This window comes from Marinoscillum pacificum (assembly GCF_024714495.1).
Classification (GTDB): Bacteria; Bacteroidota; Bacteroidia; order Cytophagales; family Cyclobacteriaceae; genus Marinoscillum; species Marinoscillum pacificum.
Genome location: NZ_JAMZMJ010000001.1, coordinates 1,082,237 through 1,107,385 on the forward strand (window position 1 = coordinate 1,082,237; position 25,149 = coordinate 1,107,385).

General features: G+C 40.2%; 26 protein-coding genes and 2 tRNA genes. 11 read left to right on the top strand and 17 right to left on the bottom strand.

Going from position 1 to position 25,149, the window contains the following annotated elements:
• Positions 1–49 precede the first annotated feature (49 nt).
• Positions 50–123: transfer RNA gene (locus NXS00_RS04680), tRNA-Arg, on the bottom strand.
• Between the two features lie 40 nt (positions 124–163).
• Positions 164–250, bottom strand: a tRNA-Ser gene (locus NXS00_RS04685).
• 321 nt (positions 251–571) lie between these two features.
• Between NXS00_RS04685 and NXS00_RS04690 the strand changes: the two genes are divergently transcribed.
• The 9 genes from NXS00_RS04690 to NXS00_RS04730 all read left to right on the top strand — a co-directional run bounded on the left by NXS00_RS04690 (position 572) and on the right by NXS00_RS04730 (position 9,537).
• On the top strand, positions 572–1,540 hold the full coding sequence (locus NXS00_RS04690; RefSeq protein WP_258097954.1) for a vWA domain-containing protein: 969 nt from the start codon (positions 572–574) through the stop codon (positions 1,538–1,540).
• Positions 1,537–2,409: a tetratricopeptide repeat protein gene (locus NXS00_RS04695; protein WP_258097955.1), complete on the top strand. Its 873-nt coding sequence runs from the start codon at positions 1,537–1,539 to the stop codon at positions 2,407–2,409. Before NXS00_RS04690 ends, NXS00_RS04695 begins: the two co-directional genes overlap by 4 nt.
• A gap of 123 nt (positions 2,410–2,532) precedes the next feature.
• The gene (locus tag NXS00_RS04700; RefSeq protein ID WP_258097956.1) at positions 2,533–3,711 is read left to right on the top strand and encodes an acetyl-CoA C-acyltransferase; all 1,179 of its coding nucleotides are present in this window, start codon (positions 2,533–2,535) and stop codon (positions 3,709–3,711) included.
• A gap of 337 nt (positions 3,712–4,048) precedes the next feature.
• Positions 4,049–5,368, top strand: a complete 1,320-nt coding sequence (locus NXS00_RS04705; protein ID WP_258097957.1) for a toxin-antitoxin system YwqK family antitoxin — start codon at positions 4,049–4,051, stop codon at positions 5,366–5,368.
• Positions 5,369–5,451: 83 nt separating this feature from the next.
• Entirely contained in the window at positions 5,452–6,396 is a 945-nt protein-coding gene (locus tag NXS00_RS04710) for a phosphoribosylaminoimidazolesuccinocarboxamide synthase (RefSeq protein ID WP_258097958.1), read from the top strand.
• Positions 6,393–6,773, top strand: a complete 381-nt coding sequence (locus NXS00_RS04715; protein WP_258097959.1) for an STAS domain-containing protein — start codon at positions 6,393–6,395, stop codon at positions 6,771–6,773. The genes NXS00_RS04710 and NXS00_RS04715 overlap by 4 nt, the downstream gene beginning before the upstream one ends.
• Before the next feature lie 9 nt (positions 6,774–6,782).
• On the top strand, positions 6,783–7,700 hold the full coding sequence (locus NXS00_RS04720; RefSeq protein ID WP_258097960.1) for a ribonuclease Z: 918 nt from the start codon (positions 6,783–6,785) through the stop codon (positions 7,698–7,700).
• Positions 7,701–7,703: 3 nt separating this feature from the next.
• A complete protein-coding gene (locus NXS00_RS04725) occupies positions 7,704–8,498 on the top strand; it encodes a queuosine precursor transporter (protein ID WP_258097961.1) in 795 nt (264 codons plus the stop codon).
• A 49-nt stretch (positions 8,499–8,547) separates the two neighbouring features.
• The gene (locus NXS00_RS04730; RefSeq protein ID WP_258097962.1) at positions 8,548–9,537 is read left to right on the top strand and encodes a helix-turn-helix domain-containing protein; all 990 of its coding nucleotides are present in this window, start codon (positions 8,548–8,550) and stop codon (positions 9,535–9,537) included.
• 524 nt (positions 9,538–10,061) lie between these two features.
• On the opposite strand, the gene NXS00_RS04735 is transcribed toward NXS00_RS04730, so the two are convergent.
• From NXS00_RS04735 to NXS00_RS04760, 6 genes are all read right to left on the bottom strand, one after another.
• A complete protein-coding gene (locus NXS00_RS04735; RefSeq protein WP_258097963.1) occupies positions 10,062–11,306 on the bottom strand; it encodes a carbohydrate porin in 1,245 nt (414 codons plus the stop codon).
• Between the two features lie 40 nt (positions 11,307–11,346).
• Positions 11,347–11,883, bottom strand: coding sequence for a DinB family protein (locus NXS00_RS04740; RefSeq protein ID WP_258097964.1), 537 nt, complete (start codon positions 11,881–11,883; stop codon positions 11,347–11,349).
• Positions 11,861–12,526: an ABC transporter ATP-binding protein gene (locus NXS00_RS04745; protein ID WP_258097965.1), complete on the bottom strand. Its 666-nt coding sequence runs from the start codon at positions 12,524–12,526 to the stop codon at positions 11,861–11,863. Before NXS00_RS04745 ends, NXS00_RS04740 begins: the two co-directional genes overlap by 23 nt.
• Before the next feature lie 132 nt (positions 12,527–12,658).
• Positions 12,659–13,294 (bottom strand): alpha/beta hydrolase, encoded by a 636-nt coding sequence (locus NXS00_RS04750; protein ID WP_258097966.1) that lies wholly within the window; start codon positions 13,292–13,294, stop codon positions 12,659–12,661.
• Positions 13,294–14,538, bottom strand: coding sequence for a DUF819 family protein (locus NXS00_RS04755; protein ID WP_258097967.1), 1,245 nt, complete (start codon positions 14,536–14,538; stop codon positions 13,294–13,296). The genes NXS00_RS04750 and NXS00_RS04755 overlap by 1 nt, the downstream gene beginning before the upstream one ends.
• The gene (locus NXS00_RS04760) at positions 14,535–15,161 is read right to left on the bottom strand and encodes an NUDIX hydrolase (protein ID WP_258097968.1); all 627 of its coding nucleotides are present in this window, start codon (positions 15,159–15,161) and stop codon (positions 14,535–14,537) included. The genes NXS00_RS04755 and NXS00_RS04760 overlap by 4 nt, the downstream gene beginning before the upstream one ends.
• A 103-nt stretch (positions 15,162–15,264) precedes the next feature.
• On the opposite strand from NXS00_RS04760, the gene NXS00_RS04765 reads away from it, so the two are divergent.
• Positions 15,265–15,990, top strand: a complete 726-nt coding sequence (locus NXS00_RS04765) for a DUF8737 domain-containing protein (RefSeq protein ID WP_258097969.1) — start codon at positions 15,265–15,267, stop codon at positions 15,988–15,990.
• Here NXS00_RS04765 and NXS00_RS04770 read toward each other — a convergent pair.
• The 8 genes from NXS00_RS04770 to NXS00_RS04805 all read right to left on the bottom strand — a co-directional run bounded on the left by NXS00_RS04770 (position 15,984) and on the right by NXS00_RS04805 (position 23,261).
• Positions 15,984–16,997, bottom strand: a complete 1,014-nt coding sequence (locus NXS00_RS04770; RefSeq protein ID WP_258097970.1) for a tetratricopeptide repeat protein — start codon at positions 16,995–16,997, stop codon at positions 15,984–15,986. The genes NXS00_RS04765 and NXS00_RS04770 overlap by 7 nt on opposite strands.
• Before the next feature lie 51 nt (positions 16,998–17,048).
• On the bottom strand, positions 17,049–17,612 hold the full coding sequence (locus NXS00_RS04775; RefSeq protein WP_258097971.1) for a C40 family peptidase: 564 nt from the start codon (positions 17,610–17,612) through the stop codon (positions 17,049–17,051).
• Between the two features lie 160 nt (positions 17,613–17,772).
• Positions 17,773–18,510, bottom strand: coding sequence for a head GIN domain-containing protein (locus NXS00_RS04780; RefSeq protein ID WP_258097972.1), 738 nt, complete (start codon positions 18,508–18,510; stop codon positions 17,773–17,775).
• A gap of 51 nt (positions 18,511–18,561) precedes the next feature.
• A complete protein-coding gene (locus NXS00_RS04785) occupies positions 18,562–19,086 on the bottom strand; it encodes a thioredoxin family protein (RefSeq protein ID WP_258097973.1) in 525 nt (174 codons plus the stop codon).
• Between the two features lie 107 nt (positions 19,087–19,193).
• The gene (locus NXS00_RS04790; RefSeq protein WP_258097974.1) at positions 19,194–20,075 is read right to left on the bottom strand and encodes a DUF4340 domain-containing protein; all 882 of its coding nucleotides are present in this window, start codon (positions 20,073–20,075) and stop codon (positions 19,194–19,196) included.
• A 15-nt stretch (positions 20,076–20,090) separates the two neighbouring features.
• Positions 20,091–21,596, bottom strand: coding sequence for a GldG family protein (locus NXS00_RS04795; RefSeq protein WP_258097975.1), 1,506 nt, complete (start codon positions 21,594–21,596; stop codon positions 20,091–20,093).
• Between the two features lie 12 nt (positions 21,597–21,608).
• Positions 21,609–22,334 carry an ABC transporter permease gene (locus NXS00_RS04800; protein WP_258097976.1) on the bottom strand — a complete coding sequence of 242 codons (726 nt, stop codon included), beginning with the start codon at positions 22,332–22,334 and terminating at the stop codon, positions 21,609–21,611.
• 3 nt (positions 22,335–22,337) lie between these two features.
• Positions 22,338–23,261 carry an ATP-binding cassette domain-containing protein gene (locus tag NXS00_RS04805; RefSeq protein WP_258097977.1) on the bottom strand — a complete coding sequence of 308 codons (924 nt, stop codon included), beginning with the start codon at positions 23,259–23,261 and terminating at the stop codon, positions 22,338–22,340.
• Positions 23,262–23,521: 260 nt separating this feature from the next.
• On the opposite strand from NXS00_RS04805, the gene NXS00_RS04810 reads away from it, so the two are divergent.
• Positions 23,522–24,127, top strand: a complete 606-nt coding sequence (locus NXS00_RS04810; RefSeq protein ID WP_258097978.1) for a hypothetical protein — start codon at positions 23,522–23,524, stop codon at positions 24,125–24,127.
• Here the strand turns inward: NXS00_RS04810 and murB are convergent.
• A complete protein-coding gene (murB, locus tag NXS00_RS04815) occupies positions 24,124–25,143 on the bottom strand; it encodes a UDP-N-acetylmuramate dehydrogenase (protein ID WP_258097979.1) in 1,020 nt (339 codons plus the stop codon). The genes NXS00_RS04810 and murB overlap by 4 nt on opposite strands.
• Positions 25,144–25,149: the final 6 nt, after the last annotated feature.

Consider the following 25,149-nt stretch of genomic DNA (forward strand, 5'->3'; position numbering starts at 1 on the left):
ACCTAAAAACAAAAAACCCTGACCAAGCGAACTTGTCAGGGTTATTGTGTGATTCCACCAGGACTCGAACCTGGAACCTACTGCTTAGAAGGCAGTTGCTCTATCCAGTTGAGCTATGGAACCATCAACTAGAAATCTAGCAATTTTCAGAGACTGTACTCAGCGGAGAGAGGGGGATTCGAACCCCCGGTACGGTTTCCCGCACGCATGTTTAGCAAACATGTGGTTTCAGCCACTCACCCATCTCTCCGGGTAATTTTCTGAATTCAAAAACTTATTAACTAAGCTTTTCAATTTAGAACCCGAATCATGTGGTTTCTCCCGATAACTATCGGGAACTCACCCATCACTTCGGGTTATATTCTGAATCTTTAAGACCCTCTTTTGGGCCTTCTCGCCTTCGCTAAAAGCGCGAGCCTCTCTGAAAAGGAGTGCAAATATAAACAGCCTTTTTAAAAATCATAACTCTTGCCAATTAAAATTATCCACATACCACTTATCCTTAAAATTCGTTAAAAGGAGCAGCTTCTAATTGGGTAGTATTAACGGTATATGTATTTTTGGGCCGCTTATGACTTGGGCATATTCTTTAGACACATTCGAATTAGTAATCATTGCGGTTTTTGCCGCTCTGTACATCTTGTATGTTGTGCGTCTTACGCGCATCAAATCAAGACTTAATGTTCCTATCAGCAAATGGTTGATCAAATTCACCATTCGCACGCTCTACTTCCTCATGATACTTGGAGCATTGTTGGGCCCATCTTTTGGAGATACCACTCGCGAAATCAAATCAGTAGGTAAGGACATTTTCGTGTGCGTAGACCTCAGTGAGTCCATGAATGCATTTGATGTGCAACCTTCTCGATTGGAAAAGCTGAAATTTGAACTTAAAAATGTTGTAGAGGCATTCAGTTCTGATCGTATAGGATTAATCATGTTTTCTAATGAAGCATTCATGCAATGTCCCCTCACCTACGACAACAATGCATTGAATCTTTTTATACAGGCCTTAAATACTTCTCTAGTACCTAGTAGCGGTACTGATTTTGGTCCTCCATTAAAGATGGCCTTGAAAAAACTAACAGATGAAGCAACCTCGGTCACACAACAAAAATCGAAAATCATCATTTTGATTAGTGATGGAGAAGACTTTGGAGAAGAAACTGATCAAATAGCAGAAGAAATTGAATCATCTGGTATCAAACTTTTTACACTGGGCATTGGTACCGAACGAGGTAGTAAAATCATGACCAACCGTGGCTATAAACGCAACAACCAGGGCGAAGAAGTGGTTAGTAAAATCAACACCAAGTCACTTCGAAAACTCGCAGCAGACACTGGTGGTAAATTTTTCGAAATTAACGAACGTCAAAACGATGTTGAGCGTTTAATTAATTCGATTAATGACATTGAAGGCGAATTGAGAGACGCCAAACAGCTCGATGCGAAGGCAAACAAGTATTTTTATTTCCTCATTGCGGCATTGGCATTGATGTTGATTGATGCATTGATAACTGTAAAAGTAATTAAGCTATGAAGCAGCTATTATTTCTATTACTTCTAATCAATACCACAGATCCTTCTGAGATCTCACGATACAACAAGTTGAAAAACAACGCAGAAGTAGCTTTTGAACATGGTCAATACGATGTGGCTATTCAAAACTATAGCATGCTTTATGATACCCTTGGTGCGGATGATCCCGCTATTGCATTAAATATGGCTCACAGCTATTATGCACTAGGAGATAGCTCAAACGCTACACTCAAATACCAGGCGGCAGCATCCTCCAATAATCAAAAGCTTAAGTCTATCGCTTATCAGCAATTAGGTGTTATGGCCGACAAGCCTCAAACCTTAAATGAGTCGTTAAACTATTTAAAGTCCTCACTTAAAGCTGATCCAACCAATGAGGAAGCTCGATTCAATTATGAATTGGTGAAGAAAAAGCTGGAAAAACAAAAGCAACAACAACAAGATCAAAACCAGCAAAACAAAGACGATCAGGAAAAGAAAAACGAAGATCAAGAAAAGAATCAAGATCAGCAGGATCAACAAAAGGGCGATCAGGATAAGCAAAACGAAGAGAATAAAGAAAACCAGGACCAGCAAGATCAGGAACAAGAAAACCAGGATCAGCAGGATCAGGAAAAGAAAGACGGTGAGCAAAAAGAAGGCGATCAGGAAAAACAACAAGAGCAACAGCAAGATGGCGAGCAGTCTGATGAAGAGAAAAAGAATGACAATCAGGAGATGAGCACCAAAGAAAAGCTGGAGCAAATGAATATCAGCGAAGAGAAAGCGAAGATGATCCTTGAGGCCATGAAAAACAATGAAATCCAGTACATCCAGCAGCAACGTCGCAAGCCTACCAAAGCTCCTGAAAGTGGCAAGCCGGACTGGTGATACTATATAATTCAAGGTTGTAGATTTTTGTTCTTGGGTTTTATAAGTCCAACTTTAATTGATCTCTTTAACTTTGAACTAATACCACAAAACATTTAACCTTAACACACCCAAAAATAAGAAATGGAAGAAGTATACATCGTTTCAGCGGTACGTACCCCAATCGGAAGTTTCGGCGGCAGTTTATCAGGATTTACTGCAGTTGAGCTAGGAAGCAAGGCCATCAAAGGCGCGTTAGAAAAGGCGGGAGTAGCAGCCTCTGAAGTCAATGAAGTATTAATGGGCAATGTAGTTTCTGCTGGTCTTGGACAAGCCCCTGCCAGACAAGCAGCTATTGCAGCTGGCATCGGTCACAATGTACCCTGCACTACAGTAAATAAAGTGTGTTCTTCAGGGATGAAGACCGTAATGCTTGGAGCTCAGTCCATCATGCTAGGAATCAATGATGTAGTAGTAGCTGGAGGCATGGAAAGCATGTCTAATATCCCCTACTATGTCCCAAAAGCTCGTTTTGGCTACAAATATGGTCACGGACAAATGCTTGATGGGCTAATGCACGACGGCTTATGGGAAGTATATAATCAATTCCCGATGGGTAGCTGTGCAGACAACACTGCTAAGGAAATGAACATTTCCAGAGAAGCCCAAGACGAATACGCTATCACCTCTTACAAGAGAACTGCTGCTTCTACAGAGACTGGCAAATTCAAAGATGAAATCATCCCAGTTAAAATCCCTCAAAGAAAAGGTGATCCAATCATTATGGATACTGATGAAGAATTCAAAAATGTGAATTTCGACAAGATCCCTGGGTTGAGACCAGTATTTAACAAAGATGGATCAGTGACAGCTGCAAACGCTTCTACTATCAATGACGGAGCCTCTGCTTTGATTCTGGTTAGTAAAAAGAAAATGGATGAGCTTGGATTAAAGCCTGTGGCTAAGATCAGAGGTTTTGGAGATGCGGCTCAAGAGCCAATTTGGTTTACTACTGCTCCTTCAGAAGCAATTCCAAGAGCATTGAAACACGCAGGCGTAGATGCATCAGAAGTAGACTATTATGAAGTAAATGAAGCATTCTCTGTGGTAGCTCTGGCGAACATTGAAAAACTAGGACTAGATGCTAGTAAAGTAAATGTCAATGGAGGTGCTGTAGCATTGGGACATCCGCTTGGAGCTTCCGGAGCAAGAATCATTACAACTCTGAATTCAGTACTTCACCAAAACAATGCAAAAATTGGTGTTGCGGGTATCTGTAATGGTGGCGGTGGTGCTTCGGCAATCGTGATTGAGAAAATGTAAAGAAAAAAATATCAATAATTGAAAGCCTTCGCACGTTGTGTGAAGGCTTTTTTATGGCTTTTTAAAATATTTAGGTGTGTCTGGCAATGGTGTATGCCACGTAGGTCTCAAACCTAAATAGTGACGTCTTGCAGCAATTAATAACCTAATACTAATAAAGAAATATATGATATTGCCAGAGACGCGATATTCCAACATCACATAGCCTCCAATCAATACAATCGAAAAAGTTAGAAAAAACAAGAGACGGTTCATTCGTCTAATCTAAACATCATAAACTCCTCCCCAAAACGTTATTAACAAATTCATTATCTTTAGATAGGTAAAAATTTATGTTATGCAAAAACTATTATTCACTGGCCTAATTGGCCTCTCTACGTTTGCCTCCGGGCAAACCCTCATTCGAACGTACTATGAGGAGTTTCCATCTATCTTAAAAGAAGAATACCATGTATTGAATGGTGACTCGAGCTTAGTTGATGGAGCTTATAAAATGTACAGCCCGAATGGTAAAGTAATCACCACCGGAACCTTCGAAAATGGATTAAAACAAGGAACCTTCACCAACTACTACGAAGACGGTTCAGTACAGCGCGAAACTTTGTATGAAAATGACTTACGCCAGGGACTGACAATTGTATTTGACTCTAATGGTCAAAAAGCACAAGAGGCGACTTTCGTCAATGATACATTAGAAGGTGATTTAAAACTATATGATGCTTCAGGAAGCCTTAAAGCAGTAACAACCTTCAAAAAGGGAAAGCCAGATGGCATGGTCAAAGAGTATTATGAAACCGGATCGGTAAAAGAAGAAACATTATATACTGCTGGTAAACCAAATGGCCTAACCCGTCAATTCTATGCTAATGGCAATGTGGAATTAGAAGCAGAATACACCAACGGTTTACTCAATGGCTTTTACAAGACCTTCTACCCTTCCGGCCAGTTGGAAATGGAAGTCTTTAACAATCGAGGAAAAAGAGCAGGAACTGTCAAATACTATCATGAAAATGGACAGTTGAAGTCCACCGGTAAGTATGAAGATGGAGCCCTTCAAGGTTCCTATCTGGCATATTATGACAATGGAGATGTTCACAAAGAACTGAAATATACAGATGGCTACCGTGTTGGAAAGAATATAGAATTCCATCCAAACGGAAAACTCAAGTATGAAGGTGTATTTTCCAACAAAGGCTTAAATGCCAAAATCACAGAATATAATGAAAAAGAACACGTAATTGCTCGCAAGGAATTACTCAATGAACTCCCTCATGGGCAATGGATCACTTACGATGATAAGGGAAAACTACTTTCAGACCTTACCTATCAAAATGGCAAACTTCATGGTACCAGCAAGCAATATGAAAAAGGTGACTTGATCAGTGAAACCAACTATGCATTTGGCAGCAAGAACGGTGAAGCCAAAACATATTATAACAATGGACAACTAGAGACCTTCTCCAATTATAAGTTAGATCGACTGCAAGGAGCCTTCACCAAATACTATAAAAATGGTGAAAAGGAATACGAAGGCAGCTACACTAGAAATAAACGCTCTGGAGAATGGTTGTACTACGACAAAAAGGGTAATTTAATTCGCAGAGACACTTATCAATCAGGAGAATTAACCAATTCTGAAAACCTGGAGTTGAATTGATAACAAGAAGTGTTTGCACATTGGGCATTTGATGTAATTTAGTGATCTATATTTTTCAATCTAGATCACTATCTTTGCCCACCATGTCAAAAGGCATCAAATACACAGACTTCAATCTTCCAAAGCAGACCGACAGATATGTTGGTAAGGTAAGAGACGTATACTCTTTTGGAGACAAACTATTGATGGTTGCTACCGACCGAATCTCTGCATTCGATGTGGTCCTTCCAGAGCCTATCCCTTTCAAAGGTCAGGTGCTTAATCAGATCGCTGCGATCATGTTGGAAAAAACCAAAGATATAGTTCCAAACTGGGTAATTTCCGTTCCAGATCCAAATGTGACTTTAGGTAAGAAATGCGAGCCATTCCCAGTAGAAATGGTGATCAGAGGATACTTAACAGGTCATGCCTGGAGAGAATACCGAGACGGTAAGAGAACACTTTGCGGTGTGGCTTTACCAGATGGGCTTAAGGAACATGACAAGCTTCCTAACCCAATCATCACTCCTACCACGAAGGCGCATGAAGGTCATGATGAGGACATCTCTCGTGAAGAAATCATCAAACAAGGGTTAGTCACAGAAGAAGACTACAGTAAATTAGAAGAATACACGTTCAAATTATTTGAGCGAGGAACAAAACTAGCTGCTGAGCAAGGACTTATTCTGGTAGATACCAAATATGAATTTGGAAAATACAACGGAGTAATCAATTTGATTGATGAAGTACACACTCCTGATTCATCCAGATACTTCTATGCAGAAGGATATGAAAAACGTCAGGCTTCAGGAGAGCAACAAAAACAACTTTCCAAAGAGTTTGTTAGACAGTGGTTGATTGCGAATGGGTTCCAGGGCAAGGATGGACAGCAAATTCCGGAAATGACTGAAGAATTCGTTGATTCAGTGTCTGAACGATACATTGAATTATTCGAGCAAATCACAGGCATGATGTTCATTAAAGACAGTGCAGACAACATTCTAGAAAGAATCAAGAAGAACGTAGAAAAGACGATAGATAAGATATGAAATTTTCAATAGACAGACAGGATCAATATACCATCCTAAAAATAGACGAGGAGAAATTAGACTCTACGGTAGCTCCAGAAGTGAAATCAGAATTCGTTACCCTTCAGGCTGAAGGTGTAGAGAACGTGATTTTAAACATGGAAGAAGTAAAATATTCTGACTCATCAGGATTGAGCGCAATTCTTGTAGGAAACCGTCTTTTCAAAGAGAATGGCTCATTCATTCTTTGTAATGTAAATGACCATGTTATGAAGTTGGTGAAGATCAGTATGCTTGATAAAGTATTGGATATCCTACCAACTGTTGAAGAAGCTGTTGACGCAGTAATGTTCAACGAAATCGAAAAAGGATTAAGAGAAGAAGGCGGAGAAGAGTAAATAGCTATTTTGGCAATAGAACTACAAATACTCGGATCCAATTCTGCAGCCTTTGCCCACAATCGCCACCATACCTCTCAGTTACTAAGAGTACAGGATAAATACTTCCTAATCGATTGTGGGGAAGGTACGCAGTTATTGATCAAAAAATATAAAATCAAACTCTCCAGGATCAATGAGATCCTAATTTCACACCTTCATGGCGACCACTATTACGGTCTGATGGGATTGATTTCCACTTTGCATCTATATGGCCGTCAAAGTGATTTATTTATCTATGGACCTCCAGGGCTGAGAGAAATCATCACACTGCAGCTTAAATACTCTCAAACCAGACTGAGTTACGACATTAAGTTCAAAGAATGGACTCCTGAAGTACCTGAGGTAATTTATGAAGACAGTAAGCTGACCATCACAACGATTCCGTTGGAACATCGCATTCCATGCTCAGGCTTCCTATTCCAGGAGAAAACCAAAAAGCGTGGGATTAATAAAAACAAGTTACCGCAGAAGTTAACTCCTGTCCAGGCGACAATGCTTAGAAATGGAGAAGACTTGTATACAGAATCTGGTGATTTATACATTAAAAATTCGGAGGTTACTTTTCCTCCTAAGGAACCTTATAGCTATGCATACTGCTCTGACACCAAGCTTATTCCAGCGTTGGTGGACAGACTGAAAGATGTTGATCTGGTGTATCACGAATCCACATTTATGGACGACATGAAAGAGCGTGCTGAGAGCACTTATCACACTACAGCCAAACAAGCCGCTCAGCTAGCAAAAGATGCCAATGTCAAGCGCTTACTACTAGGCCACTTTAGCACACGTTATAAAGACTTAAATCCACTTCTGGCAGAAGCAAGAACCGTGTTCAAAGAATCTTACTTAGCTGAAGAAGGCAAGAAGTTTGTTATCAATCACTAGACCATGAAAGACAAACGTCAGACCCTCTTCATTATACTTTCAGCAATATTCCTGACCAATGCCATATTGGCTGAGATTATTGGTGTTAAAATATTTTCCCTTGAGAACTCTCTCGGATTAGAGCCCGCCAATATTCCTTTGTTTGGAAACTGGGTATTGGATTTTAATCTGACTGGTGGTGTAGTTATTTGGCCTGTAGTATTCATAACTACAGACATTATCAATGAATACTTTGGTAAAAAAGGAGTTCGTAAAATCAGCTATATCGCTGTTGGATGTATCTCCTATTCATTTCTAGCCATCTACATTATCACTTTACTAATGCCTGCGCAATTCTGGCTGGATGTCAATGCTACTGGCCCTAATGGCAGTGACTTTAATGTAAACTATGCTTTCAACGTGATCTTTAGACAGGGAATGGGAATCATCGTTGGATCTCTGGTGGCGTTCCTTATTGGGCAACTGTTAGATGTATTTATCTTTCAAAAGCTAAGAAAAGTGACAGGCAGCAAGATGATCTGGTTACGCGCAACAGGCTCAACATTGGTTTCTCAGTTAGTGGATAGTTTCGTTGTTCTAGGCATTGCTTTTTACATTTTAGCTCCAGAAGGCAAATCATGGCCTCTAGCTCAATTAATGTCTGTAGGCACGATCAATTACATCTATAAATTCGTCATTGCCATAGTGCTTACTCCTTTGATCTATGTAGCACACAATGCCATTGATAAATACCTCGGCAAAGAACTGTCTGAAGAACTTCAGAAAGAAGCAGCCGAGGGAAGCGAAGGTTTTTTCTAAGTCATGGCTATACTTAAGCAAAATGTCTTAATTTGGTCTGTAGCCATCTATGAATACAGACCGAGACATTCAAATTTCCTTTCTTGAGTGGGTAAAAATCAAGAACCCACAACTTCGATTTGCGGACGAACTAGTCACTCTACTCGATATCAGCAAAGACAGTGCTTACCGCCGAATGAGAGGCGACACCCTGCTGACATTCAATGAAATACGCAAAATAAGTCAGCATTTCAATGCTTCACTTGATACGTTTTTCAACCTTTCGAAAGACACAGTGCTTTTTCACAAGCGCATGCTCAATGTCAACTTCGGATACAATGAGTTCTTGAATGCTGTCCTTCAATCCATTCAATTGATTCAGCGAAAGGAGTCTTATCACATGACTTTTATTGCGAAGGACATCCCTCCTTTCCATTATTTTAGATTTCCTGAGCTCAGTGCGTTCAAATCGTATTTCTGGATGAAATCCATCTTGAAAGAGCCAACGCTTTCCAACAAAGTCTTTAATAGAAATGTGATTAGCCCAGAAATGACCAGGCTATGCGAAGAAATCTGGGATGCCTATCAGCAAGTTCCTTCACTGGAAATCTGGAGTGATGAAACATTCAATGTCACGCTAAGACAGATGGAGTACAGCTATGAAGTAGGAGCACTTACTAAAGTACAACTTGAAACTCTCATTAATGAACTACGTCAGCTCCTAAACCTTCTAGCAGAAGAAGCAGAGGCTGGTGTCAAAAAAAGTCCATGCAACAAGCCTGTGCCTAATGGTAGGTATGAACTGTACTACAACGAAATAGAAATCGGTGATAACACCATTTTCTTCTCTATGGACGAACAGCGAATGGTCCATAAAACCTACAATATGCTAAACCTGTTAAGTACAACAGACAATGAGTTTTGCGAAAATATTGAGCGCTACATCACTACCATTTTGCAAAAATCCATTCCAATCAGCAATTCTTCTGAGAAAGAGCGCATGCGTTTCTTTAACACTATGCATAGCAAACTCAATGAATTTGAGAGAGTTACAGGATAATTCTGATTCCTTAGTATGAAAAGTTGCAAATATTGCAACTCCATATCCACTTAGTATGATAAGTCAATTATGATGTACAATCAAAGTTGGCTTTTTTTGTCTCAATGGATTTGATGAATTACACCTATTATCGCAACATTGTAAATCCAGCGTTTGCATCTAATTCAGAAGTATACAGTCCTTCTGTTCTGCAAGCTTTTTGCTTTCAAAATGTTATTCAGCCAGTGCATTGTGCCATGCACTGGCTTTTTTTATGGATATCAAAACAATCACTATCGATCAGCAAGGTGATGATTAACGACTTGATTAAGAACCACAATTTTGTGGAGCTGATCAGGATGATCATTGGTAAGCAGCAGTTCCTAACTAGAACTCCCGACCAATTGCTTACTACCACTGAGTACCATCAGAAGCACTTAATTCAACTAATTGTTGTGTCTAGCCAGAACAGCAACTGCATCTATCATTTAAAAAATTAAGTACCCTGACTACTCTAATAAACTGGAAGGAATCAAAATCCTAACCTAGATTCCTCTACCAACAGAAACCTGAATTAATAATCCCACCGCCAAGGGGTTATTGATTTCGGGTGCTGTGGACGGATTTATCACATATTGCAAATCAGGCTGCAAAGTCAACCACTTTCTAAAAGGAAAAGAATAGGTCACTTCTATGGCAGTCTCCCTTTTCAATCTCTCTGGATTAACTGATAAATAGCAATCTCCATTAAATCCTGAACTGATTGCAACTCCAAAATAGTCTGTGGCTTCACTGGTAGAACCTGCCAAAACCAGCCCAGCAGACAATGCTGAACTCAACTGATTATAATGCTGTGCCGAAATCCCATATCGAGCAAAAAATGCAATATATCGGTCATCATAACTGGAATAAAACCAATATTTCTGACCTCCTAGATATACACCAAAGTTTTGACCAGAACGGCCACTACCATCCTGAAATTCGAAAGGTGATGTATAGTACCATCCACCAAGGTTGACTTTATCATTGGTAGGAATGCTATGTTCTCTCCCTACTTTCTTCCTTCTGGTCACATAACCACGCTGCATTTTATATTTACCGGCGGTACTTGTATAAAAACTGGATTCAAAAGCGATCAATGCCCCTTCATCGGCACTAATTTTAATCCGATTGGATTTAGGATGATTGACATTTCCAGGCACACCATCCAGTACTGCCACTTTTAACTTGATCTGATCATTTAAAGCAATTGATAATCGAGTACCTACAGAAGATATTGGAAAAATAGACGGTCCATTGAGCCCAGATTGAGCATATTCTGCACCGATACCAAATGAACTATTAACAAAAATGGTCCCTGGTCGCAATACATCAAACTCTGAATTCAAGTCATACAAACCAACTAACACAGACACTTTATCTTCAAAAAAATTTTGCTGTGCCCATGCTTCGAACAGCCTCCAGGCTTTAGGTGCTTGAATATTACTAGCTACCTGAAAATCACCCATCAAATCAGTAGCTCGACCACCATGATTCCCAAGCCCGTATAAAAAAATCGAAAAATCCTGTTCCCAATGAAACAGCTCATTGAAGTTAAGCTTTGCAGTTACATCCGCATTATCCATGTATACAAAACCTTTATCCAAACCTCCTCGAAGGTTATACCAGGGTAAAGAGGAGTAAACTATTCCATATTCTAAAAAGGGGTCTTCTTGAGCAAATACGTTGTTTGTATTCACGTAAAGGCATAGCAATGTCAGTAAGACAACTGTCCAGTTTGGTTTAGGCATGTAAGAGCAACTACTTGACTGATCAAGTTGTTTAACTCGGTCAATATCTGAGCGCTTTTAAAATAAACTCCTTTTGTTTGATATGATGCCGCATGTGCATGTCAGCATATTGAATCCATTCCTCTGGATTGAAATAATTCAGACCTGGATGCTGAGTTTTACCATAAACCTCAGACAACAAGTATTCTGACCAGATTTCTTTAGCCTTAGCAGATAAAGAATTAAATGATTCAATCAATGATTCTTTAGAGGAAGGTTGCGGGATAGAATCGTTGATCAAAGGATCTCCTTTGATTTTGATCTGAGGAAATGAATTGTTTTCGAACATACTCTTGGCCGATTCTGTCATCGAATCATTGATATGTTCTTCATTCCCGAGACACAGTGCTGACTGCTCTAGGTACCAACTTGTTTCGTTGATGAGGTGAAGATAAAGTTGCCCAATTGACCAACCTCCAGATAAAGGCACATCTGTTAGTTTGGTTAGATTAAGTTCGGTCAGCCAATCGAGCCACTGTTTGTTAGTCTTTAAAAAAGAATCAAATACAGCAATATTATGATTTTTTGAGAGCTCCATCTTCTAGTTCAATCACTCTTGAACCATACTCTGCAAACTTCTCATTATGCGTTACCTGTATAATGGTCATTCCTTCTTTATTCAACTGCTGAAGCAACTCCATTACCTCCTCACCTTGAGAGGAGTGCAAATTTCCTGTAGGCTCATCAGCCAACAATAATTTTGGTTTACCAACTATAGCTCTTGCTACTCCGACAAGCTGCTGCTGACCGCCTGATAGCTGCTCTGGGAACAAATCTTTCTTGGCAACCATATTGAATCGATCCAACATCTCCGCAACCATAGAAGCACGTTCTTTACGCCCTACACCTCGATATAACAACGGAGTTTCAATGTTTTCATAAACATTCAATTCATCAATCAAATGATATGCCTGGAAAATGAAACCAATATGTTCCTTGTGAATTTTGGAAGTCTTACGCTCAGAAAACAGATGAACTGGCTCATCCATGAAATGATACTCACCCTGAGAAGGCTTATCTAACATTCCAATGATGTTCATGAGTGTGGACTTGCCAGAACCACTTGGTCCCATGATACTCACAAACTCTCCCTGTTCAATTGTAAGGTCTATGCCTTTTAAGATGAATACACGCTGATACTTCGACTCGATGAATTTATCAACGTCCTTAAGATGGATCATAAAAATGCTTTAGTTTTCTAATTGGTATCAAATCGGATACCAACTTTGTAATGTACTGATAATGTATTAGTTAAAAATAATCGTTGTTTTAATATGCACCAAAACAAGACAACCATTGTACGAATTTGAACACTAAATAGTTAGCAATAAGTCTGGAATAACTTCGTGCTTCCCTTCAAACCATATGACTTCCGGCTCGATATCCATGGCTTCCATCACTCGAATGCGTTGCTTCTCTTCCATCCCTTCCTCCAAAAACGGATCTTGAGTTCCGGTAAAATATTTAACCTTTTCGCTTCCAGTCAGATACTTAAAATCTTCAAATTGCAACTCAGGCGGAAAAGTACCAGCCCAAATGATCATTTGATTAAATACTCGTTTTGCATGGGCCGCATAGCGAGTCATAGTTGCTACTCCTTGTGAAAACCCGAAATAAATAAGTTCAACATTCTCCCAATCAATGGGTTCGTTCTCAAGAACAGCATCTATGTATGCATATTGATTCTGAATATCATTAAGGCGATCTTCCTTGGTCATCCAGCTGGCTCCTACTCTGCCATAAAATCCTTCCAGATAATACTTATGCAATCCTTGCGGCACAATAAAGTAGTTCTCGTCCTTATCCAAATGCTCAAATTTTCGAATAAAGAACTTTGCTAATTGACCATATCCATGAAAGACTATCCAAACACGTTTTGTTTTCTTCGTGTAAGAGTTGAGCTTGTAATAAGGAGCCGAATGTTGATATGTAATATGTTGTTCTTCCATTATGGCGAGACCATTCCCATTAAAATTCCACAAAGCCAGGCACCGTAAGTACCCAAAACATAACCTAAAACAGCTAATAGCACTCCTACTGGAGCAAGTGCCGGATGAAAACCAGCCGCTACAACGGGTGCCGAAGCTGCTCCACCTACATTGGCCGTACTGCCTACTGCTACAAAGAAGTAAGGTGCCTTAATCAACTTAGCCACCAATAACAGTAATCCTACATGAAACAACATCCAGGTAATCCCCACTAAAAATAGCCCAGGATCATCAAATACAGCCATAATATCCATGTGCATACCAATCGTAGCAACAAGAATATAGATAAAAACACTTCCAATCTTAGAAGCTCCTGCACCTTCTAAATCCTTTGCTTTTGTAAATGACAATCCTACACCGAAAGTTGTAGCAAGTACCACAATCCAGAAAAATCCAGAAGTCAAACTGTACTTTTCTAATGCTGGGAAATTCTCAGCGATAAACGGAGCAATCATATCACTCAGCATATGCGCCAAACCTGTACTGATAAACGCCACCATTAGGATGATCATGTAATCGTTCAGTGTTGGCATCTTAGCAATACTCGATTGATAAGCATCCATTTTCTGCTTCAATGATTCTATCGCAGATGAATCTGCTTTCAATTTTTTATCGATCAATTTGGTGTAACCAATACCTGCCAGGAGCAAACCAAGCCAGGTATTACCGATGATGATATCGACTGCCACCATTTTGGAAAAGAGCTCACCATTCACTTCAAAGACCTCTTTCATAGCTGCTTGATTGGCTCCTCCTCCAATCCACGAACCAGCAATGGTCGTCATTCCTCGCCATACTTCATTGGGAGGCGGTGCAGAAACCAAATCGGGAGCAACATATGAAAATACCAGAATTGCCAATGGCCCTCCAAACACAATACCAACTGTCGCCGTAAAGAACATAATTAAGGCTTTGGGACCTAGTTTGACTATTTCTTTCAAGTCAACACTTATTGTCAGCAATACCAATGAGGCTGGAAGCAAATACCTGCTGGCAACAAAATACAGTTTGGATTGTGATGGGTCAATGATGCCGAAAGTTCCTAAGAGAGATGGTAAGAAGTAGCACATCAAAAGTGCTGGCACTACACCATAAAATTTCTTCCATCCAGGGTTCTCACTGGAAGAAGTGTAAAATACAAATCCTAAAATCAACATGATGATGCCAAAAATGACGGCATCATTGGTGATTAGTACATCACTCATAATTCTTTGATTATTTGAACAAATTCACTTAGCATCATGGCGGTTGCTCCCCAAACCACTTTTCCCTGCACATCAAAATAAGGGGACTTGAGACGATAACCTCCACTTGTAACAATTTCCGTTTCTCTGATCAAGCTTTCATCCATGATTTCCCCCAATCTAGCTTCAATCACTTCATCTACTTCATAAGGATCGGGAACAAAACTGGGCTTCGTACGAGTGTATCCGATGACTGGCAGCACCAAATGATTGCTCGCTGACACCATAAACTCACTGAGATGACCAATCACCTCAATGGTACTCGGATCAGCACCTACCTCCTCCTGCGTCTCTCGAATTGCCGTCGCAATGAGATCTTTATCCGCCTCCTCATACCTACCTCCTGGCAAGGCTATCTGACCACTATGAACTCCTTCATACTGTGGTCGCTGTATCAAAGGAAAGTAAATCTCGTCTGCTGCCTCATAAAGTAAGATCAGGACCGCACCTTTTCTAGGCTCGTCAGAATATTTGAACCTCAACTTATTTCCACCAGGGATTTTGGGTAGCATTTTCACATGAGCTACGTTCCCAGGCAAGGGGCTTTGGAGTCGTTGTTTAAGTCTACCGATGAGGTCTTCCATGAAATGTAAAAATATTCATTTTGCACACTTCTCCATTAACCCTATCGGCATTTGTAAAATTCCATTCCTTTTTTTTGAAAGAATTCATATATTGCTATATCCCTTGGAACCGCTAGATAACATACCAACCTATGTAAGCCTAACCTTTCTAGCTTGTGTCATCACATGCTTTGGTTTTCTATATTATGCTGCCACCAGAGCTGGCGGTGAAAAAGGAAATGGTGCGGTGATTATGACCACTTTCATAGCACTCTGGATTTTCATTGTCACGATACTTTCCCTTAATGGATTTTATCAGGACTATGACTTCATGCCTCCGAAATTATTCTTGTTTCTAGGCATCATGATCATCTGTATTGCTGGACTTTTTATCTATCCAAAAACACGAGAGTTCATCGGACAAATGCCCATCACAACACTGACTTACCTACACATTGTGCGTGTACCTGTTGAAATTGTGCTCTGGTGGTTATTTATCAATGGGGCTGTGGCTGAATCAATGACCTTTCAAGGAGTGAATTTTGATATCTTATCAGGAATTTCAGCACCTTTTGCTGGGCTATTCCTAGTCGGAATGAAAAGTAAAAGTAAACTAGCTGCCATCATCTGGAATCTAATGACACTTGGACTGCTAGTTAACATTGTAGCAAGAGCAATTCAGGCAACACCATATTTCTTTGATCCTGCCATTTATGACCAGCCAAATGTAGCTGTATTTTATTTTCCTTACGTATTGCTTCCTTTATTCGTAGTGCCAGTAGTATTCTTCTGTCACATAGCCAGCTTTTACCAACTCATCTTCATCAAAGAACCTGAAGAAGACTATTGACAATGCTCCTCATAGAGCTTTACAGAACGACTTTCTTTCTTTTCCACTCCTATCAGCCATTGCTCACATGCTTTGGTCATATCCTCTTGAAGCTGATACGCCTGCCCAAGATACGAATGCACTTCATCCACCAATTCCCTCTTGCTAATAGCCTTTTCCAATAAACGAATTGCATCAGTGGTATTGCCATTCATTAAATGGTAAATTCCCTTATTTCGATAAGCCCAAAGATTCTCAGGATCCTGCAAAATACTTTTATTGATATCCTCAAGCCCCTTATCTAATTCACCCATCTCCAGGTAAATCTGTCCTCTATTATTCAAGAGATATGGATCTGCAGGCTGCAAATCGATCGCTCTATTGATAGTAATTAAAGAATTCTGAATATCGCCTTCCTTCAAATAAACTTGACTGAGCGTATTCAATGCATTTAATTGTTGTGGATTTACTTTCAAAACCTTCATCAGCAATTGCTTAGCGCTATCCAACTGATCTTTGAAATAGTAAAGGGTAGCCAGGTTAATATCTATTTCCTCGTTGGCAGGATCAAGGGCTGCAGCTTTTAGAAAACTAGCTTGTGACTCATCGTACAGGCGTAGCTTAGATTGAAGTAATCCTTCATAGAAATAAACATACGCTGAGTCTGGATATTGTAGTTTTACTTTAGCAACATCATCTAAGGCATCATCGAGTCTACCGACTTCTTCATAAGCATAAGCTCTGTTGAAAAGGGCATCCTGGTAATTTGGATCTATGCCTAAAGCAATATTGTAGTCCTGAATGGCTTCATAGGCGTGACCAGTCTCAATTTGAGCTACTCCTCTATTGTTATAAGCTCTGGCAAAGTCCTTATCAATACTTATTGCTTTGGTGTAGTAGTTGATCGCTGATCGGTAATCACGATTATTCAACGCTTCATTTCCCTGAAGAAAGAAACGATCACGTTTAATTTCATCACTCGCACATGCTGCTAAAAACAGCAATCCTATGATCCATATCCTTTTCATACCGCAAATAAAATGAAGTTTTATCACGGATGTGGTCTATAAAATGGATAATTAAAGTATTCTTCGAGCAACCAAATATCTATTGCGATAATGGTCGCTTTTGATCAGATCATTGATCACCACTCCTCTATTGGTGCTACTGTGTATGAATGTAACGCTACCGTCAGACACTTCCAACACAATTCCCACATGACCAACCCGGTCAGTCGTAGATCCTGGACCTCTAAAAAAGACCAAATCTCCTGGCTTCAGTTCATCCTTACCAACTTCAACGCCTTGCTTGGACTGATAATGAGCAGATGCAGAAAGTCTGATATCAAAATTTCTGAACACATATCCGGTGTAACCACTACAATCAAATCGATCAGGACCTTTAGCACCATATGCATAAGGTTTCTCTAACTGTTCTTTAGCATAAGCAATTAAAGAATCTATCCGAGTCAAACTATCATTGTAGTCAACTCCATAAAACTCCGAAAGTAGTTCTGTATGATGATCCCTATTGATGCTTCTAGCACTACTCACAGCGTAGATCGCCAACAATACCGCATAGAACGATTTTTTCTTGAGTATCTGAATGATAACCTCCTGCACTTTTTCTCTTATCAACTTCACAACAGTTTGATTTTAAACCTATTACCCCTGAGGATTTCTCCAACGCAAACAATCATGCATAAATTGTGCTAGAAATCAACTTTTCAGCAAAGTGCATAAAAAAAGCTCTGAAATCGACCGTGAAACAGATTATCAGAGCTAAATCAATGAATAACGTAAATTATGATCTTTTGACAGAACCGCCGCTTGAGCTATCAGCATCTACATATTTAGGATTCCCTTCGTATCGGATACTTCCACCACTACTCGCTCTTCCGTCTAATTTTTCCTTCACGGTCAGTTTGATAGACCCACCACTACTAGCTCTTAAATCAGCCTCATCACAACTTAGATCATAAGCATCTATATCACCTGAGCTACTTGCATTGGCGTCAACAAATTTGGCCGTACCTTCTATTTCTACATCTCCAGCACTAGACACTTCGATATCTAGTTGATTTACTGAAATAACCAAATCAACATCTCCTGCACTGGATACATCTATATCCATTTCATCAGCCTCAATATTGGCCTCAATATCACCAGCACTGCTACATCTGATATCAAAATCACCTTTAGCGATTACTTTATCTTTTACTTTAATTGAACCTGCTGAAGATGCTTTTAATGCTTCCAACTCTACATAGGTTACATAGATGGTTACATCAACATTTCTATGATTATCACCTTCTAGTTCCAGTTTCAAAACTCCACCAGATACTTCAGTGATTACATCTTCTATATCAATACCATCTGCTTCTATACGAGCAGACTCTTTAGATCCTTTAGTCAGAATAGCGTCAATTCCCTCCTGAACGGACACTTCGGTAAATGGGGAAAGAGATCTATTGGCTCCGGACTGAGCGAATACTGAAAAGCTAACGAGAGCAGCTATGGCGAAAGTGAGAATAGTCTTCATATGTATAAGTTTTTCTCCAAAGACGCAGCTCAAATCAAAGGGTTGCAAACTCTAGAGAGAAGACTTGAAATTTTTCTGAAATTCTTCCCATTTCACTGACTTGAACTTATCTCCACCGATGTATTGAAGAATTGGGTCCATAGATTGTGCTGTCATATAACCTGGGATAGGTTGAATGATCCTGAATTCTTCATCCATAAATACAGTCGTTGGGTAGCTTAGTTTGTTATTGGTAAGAGCAGCTGCCAATTGGTGCACTCCTCGTCTACCAGAAGCTACAAACTTGAAGGTATGTCCATCAAATTCAATATCTTCCTTTTGCTCTGCATCAAACTTTACAGGATAGAAAGTTTCATTAATGTAAGCAGCAATGGATTCATTTGCATAAGCTTCCTTATCCATCTTTTTACACCAACCACACCAATCAGTATATACATCGATTAGAAGCTTTTTAGGCTCTTTTTTGGACGCTTCCACCGCCTCTTCAAAGCTCATCCACTTCACCTCTTGAGCTTGTGTAATAGAGGCCAATCCTATAAATCCAATTAAAAAAGTAAGTCTTAGTACTGCTTTCATAACATTCAAATCTATTCAATTAAACTGAAAGGGATCATCAAAAGTTCTCTAAATGAAAAGAGCCCGACACTATGGGCCGGGCTCTCCTTATGTAAAGCAAAGTTTAGCTATTGACCGAGGAAATGAGCTTTGCTTTTAAAAATTTTCTCACCAGTTGATGGATCTACCCAGTATTCATTCTTGTTGGAAGATGAGCTCAAACCTCCTCCACTATGAGCTGTGAGCTGCTGCTCTCCACTCGCTGTTTCATAAACCACATTATAGACAGCCGGTGCATCAGGATTATCCACAAAGTTTCGGCTGGTCACAAACCGAAGACCATTGAGATACCCCGCAACAGCTGCACTGTCGGCTGGCATGTCATCCACCAACCATTGATTTTCGGTTTTGGTCAATGAAAATGCAGAATCAGGATAATTGAACTGGATAGCCATTAGAGAATCTTTGTTCACTTTCAGAATATCATCATTGCGATAAGCCTTGCTGCCTGTGCTAATGGACATTTTCATAAAGTCTTTAGCTACATATACATCAGACTCTTTGGACAAACGAACATAAGAATAGAACGAACGCTGGCCTTCCATATCAAACCTCCCAAGAATAATATCTAGTGTCTTATCACCTCCTTCATAAGCTACTACTCTAGTACCGGTATTATCCACCTGAAAATCCTTCCAGGAGTCTTCAGACCTGGATGCCAGCCTGCTAGGTTTGATCAACTGGAGTGTTTTCAAAGCGGTAGAGACGGTGGCTGGATCAGCTACATATTTGCCATTCACCTTCCAGCTCTCACCATTCTTTTCCAACACTGTGGTATCGCTTGGTGACATGATTTCAAGTTTGGTCACGGCTTCATCATTGACTGAAACCAGTTCACTTCTAAACGACTTACTACGACCACTACTGTCTGTAAATTTGACTACCAAATAGATACCTACGAGCACCACCAGTACTCCTAGAAGCAACATTGGTTTATTTCCTTTCATCATATTGATCTTAGTTTCTTATTCGTAATTACCCTGCATCCACTTCTGACGCTTTCTATTGCGTTGTTGCTTTCTCACGAAAGCATAGACGAGCAACAGTAATATTGGCGCCAACACATTCCCATACTTAATCATCGCCTTAGTGCTGTCCTCTACCTCATCCAGTGGACGAGCTGTGATTCCTTTGGTTCTCAGATTGATCAAACCAGTATCATCTGCTATCCAGTCGATAGAGTTCGAGGCGAAGTTGACATTATCAGCATTGAGCTGCTGTGGTCGCTGACCTTCACCATTCACAATAAACTGTGCATTGGAAACTACCACGATTTTGGACAACCCTTTATCCAATCCTGCTGCTAGCATCTGCTGTCCCGCAGGAAAGTCTGCTTGTGTCCAGCGCTTCTGTATATCCACATAACCTGGCAGTCCAACTGTTCCTGAATTTTCAGAGGAGTACATCAGTGGTACCTGAGACCATGCCGAATCTGCATCAGTAAAAGCAAGTGGCGCTGTGAACGGCAACATCACCGTCTCTATGCCCTCAGTAATAGGACTTTCAGGGAAGTTATTGAGCTGTGGGAAGTAAGGAAACTCCTTTTGCGTGTTCATGATCATAAATCCGTTACGCTGCTGTACGTTCACTGTAGCACATTGCGCATCGACAACCATCTGATCTTGAAACTGTACTCCTTTTTGCGCTAACCAGTTTTTGATCCCAATATCACCAACAGTAGACAGCAAGCCTTGCTGCAAGTCTCCCTGTACATGTTCGTGTGCCAGGAACAGACCTCCTCCCTGATTCAAATATTGATCTAGCTTGGCAAACTCAGCAAACTGGATGGTGTCTTTAGGTGCTACCCAAACCAGCGCTTTATAATAACTCGGTATACTCGCTGAATCCCTTAGCCTAAATGGCTCCACACTGTACAGGACAGAAAGTTGTTCCATCAGTTGAGGCATGGCTTGCAAGCTTGGCTCTCCATATCCTTGAATGAAACCAAGCTTTGGCTTGTCCGCTATCGAAACCTTCTTCAAAGCAGTAGTCAATGAATACTCCATTGCGGCACCAGGCTGGATGATTGGAATAATCTCCGTACGATCATCCATTTTTAATACTGCTCCCAGATAAGCTCTCATTTGCTGTACCTGATCACGTTCCCGTACATTGATCATCACAGGACTGATACCATTTTGCTGAGCTGTCTGTTCGGTCTCCTCGCTTTCATTTGGATTCACAAACTCGAAAACGATGTTACCTTCTGACAAATTTTCATACTCTACCAACTGATCCATAAAGTCCTGACGGGTCTTCATCAGCTGTGGAGGGAGATCTTCAGAGAAATAGGCCGTGATAGTCACCACTCCATTCAATTCTTCAATCACCTCCTCAGTAGCTTCACTAAATGTGTAGCGATTATCTTCCGTAAAGTCCAGTCGGAAATACAATTCATTTGACAATAGGTTGGCCACCAAAATAATGGCAATAACAATGACCAACTGAATCAATATATTCTTCTTGTTCATTTTGCGATTATTTTAGGATTGCCAATTTCTTTTTGAAAGTGCCACCTGCGACAGTAAAACACCGATGGCTATGATAGAAAAGAAGTAAATCAAATCACGACTATCTACTACTCCCCTGCTCATAGACTCAAAGTGAGTACTCATGCTCAGGTAGTTGAACAGCTCTCCGAAAAAACCACGAACGGAACTGGAGACAACCCCAAACACGAAATGAAAAAACACACCAATGAATATAGCTGCAAGAAACGCAACGATCTGGTTTTGAGTAATACTACTGGCAAACAGTCCAATGCTGATGTAAGATGCCGATAGTAAAATCAGGCCTAAATAGCCACCAATTACTGCTCCATCATCGATATTACCTAGCTGAGAAATAGTAATATAATACGGAAATGTACAAGCCAACGCAATCAACACTAGCAGCAAACAAGCCAAAAACTTCCCCCAAACTATCTGAGAGTCCGTTACCGCTTTGGTAATGAGTAATTCTATAGTACCAGCCTTGTTTTCCTCAGCGATCATCCGCATGGTGATGGCTGGAATAAAGAAAAACAAAGACCAAAAAGCTATGCTAAAGAAAACTTGCATATTGGCCTGATTGATGAAAAACACATCACTTCCAAACAACCAGGTAAAAGCTCCGCTGAGGCCCAGAAACAATACAATCATAACGTAGGCAATCAGGGAATCGAAGAATGATGCAAGTTCGCGTTTTGTGATAATCCAAACTTTGCTCATAATCTATTTCGTTAATTTTTGGAATACATCCTCCAGTCTGGTTTCCAGACCAGTCATTTCCATCAAATACCATTTATTATTGACGCAGAGATCAAAAATCTCTTTGCGAGAAGAAGCATCAGGCTTGCTCTGTACATTGAACCAGCCAACTTTACCATCTATTGGTGTGACCTTCTCCACGTTAGCCAAGCTACGAACAGCTTTCTCTACCTCTTCAGGAGATGCTTCTATGCTTACTTTGAGCAGCTCTTGCCCTTGCGACTGACTTCTCAGCGTATCCGAAGTACCATCTGCGGCAATCCTACCACGATTGATTATCAGGATACGATCACAAGTAGCCTCCACTTCTGATAAAATATGACTACTCAGAATCACGGTCTTTTCTTTACCCAAATCCTTAATCAACTTACGAATCTCCACGATCTGGTTAGGATCTAGACCTGTAGTAGGCTCATCGAGAATCAAGATCTCAGGGTCATGGATCATTGCCTGAGCTAAGCCAACACGCTGACGATACCCTTTGGAGAGTTCATTGATGTTCTTGTGCTTTTCCCTATCCAGGCCACACCGGTCTATCATTTCGGCAATGCGCGATGGAATTTTTGACTTAGGTACTCCCTGAATTTCAGCAGAAAAACGTAAGTACTCTACCACAGGCATATCCAGATAGAGTGGGTTGTTTTCTGGTAAGTAGCCAATTTTCTTTTTGATGGCTTCAGGGTCTGAATGAATGGAGACATTGTCAAGACGTACATCACCTGAGCTGGGAGCCATGAAGCATGTGATGATCTTCATTGTAGTACTTTTCCCTGCACCATTAGGTCCTAGAAAACCGACTACCTCACCGGTTTTAATCTCAAATGATATGTCGTTAACTGCCTTTTGCTCACCGTATTTCTTAGTGAGGTTCTCTACAACTATTGACATTGGTTCAAATTAGATTAATCTGACAATCAACTATTTAAATGAGAAATTCTATTAGAAAAAATAGATCGCAATTATAGTATTCAAGGGAATATTTTTCAAGACAACCGCTGTGTTAAAAAGTGTTAATTAGAAAGAAGACAACTCAACCAATATGCCTAAACTCAAAAATGAACCACTGACGAAAGGCTACCATCACCTTTCCAACTTTTCATGTCTACTTCGGGTCAAAAGAATGAACACAACCTAACAAAAAACCTCAAATGAAAAAACTCGCCTTCATCCTAGTAGCAAATTTCGCCTCTTTGAATTCATTTAGCCAAGACTCCACATTTCCTTCCAGTCAAATTGGAGTTTCTTACTTGGGCTTAGGAGATAACGACGCCATACACCTTACCTCATTAGATGGAGCTGCATCCTATTCTGGAAGAGGTTACTATGGCATTCAAATAGATTATTTCCGATCGTTAAATAAGGTATTGACACTTGAAACGGGGGTTGGTCTTAGAAATCATGAATTCACTGTTCACCCAAACACTGGCCCCCATGTAGATGACACTGGTAGAGAATTCAATACTAGTTTATTGGTCATTCCGGTTGGCTTGAGAGTCAATTTTCTAAAATATGCCTTTATCAGCACAGGAGCTCTTGTCACCACTTCGTTATCTCATCAAGAAGAAATTGCTGATCAAAACGGAATAGGTTTCAACTTAGGACTTGGTCTTAAATATGACTTTCAGTCAGGAGTAGGTGTATATGTAAATCCTTTCATGGCCATGCACTCTGCCATTAGCTTAACCAAAGAAAACTACCCTGAGAGAATTACAGAAGGAGGTTTAAAGGTGGGTCTTACTTATCAACTCCATTAATCAATAATATTCACCTCAGTCTCGAGATGAATACCGAATGTATTCTGCACGGACTTTTGAATATCTTGAGATAAAGTAACGATTTCTTTGCCTTTACCACCGCCATGATTAACTAAAACAAGTGCCTGTTTGTCATGGACACCTACATTGCCAAAGCGTTTTCCTTTCCACCCGCATTGGTCTATTAACCACGCTGCAGGTACTTTAGTAAACTCTTCATCCAGTCGATATCCGGGTATATCATCAAAAGCAGCTCTTAATGAATCAAAGTAGGTATTCTCTACTACAGGGTTTTTGAAGAAGGATCCGGCATTACCTACCTGAGCAGGATCAGGTAATTTGGATTGCCTAATATTGATCACCGCCTGACTGATGGATTTCAGTGATAGCCTCTCAACTCCCATTTCCTCCAATGTTTCGTTGATCGCTCCATATGAGATATTGAAACTTGGTTTCTTGGACAGCCTTAGGTTTACCTTGGTGATAATATACTTATCTCGTTGTGGCCCTTTGAAAACTGAGTAGCGATAACCAAACTTACAGTCTTCATTAAAAAAGCGAACAATTCGACCAGTTTTGATTTCGTAGGCTTCTAAAGAATGAAATATCTCCTTGAGCTCAACACCATATGCTCCAATATTTTGCATTGGTGCCGCTCCGATTGTCCCTGGAATTAAAGATAAGTTTTCAACTCCACCATATCCTTGCTCCACAGCCCACATCACACATTGATGCCAGTTTTCACCAGCTCCAAAGCTGATCAATACCGAATCATCACCTTCTTCCAGAATCTCTATTCCCTTGATTTCCATTTTCAAGACCATCCCAAGGAAATTTCTCGTAAAAAGCACATTAGATCCACCTCCAAGAATCATCTTCTTGATTGATCTATATTTATCTGCTTGAAATAATTCAGATAAATCATCAATCCGCTCGATGGAAGCCTTTAAATCAGCAATTACATCAAGTCCGAATGTATTATGTGGCTTAAGTGAAAAGTTCTCTTCTACTAACAACTTCTT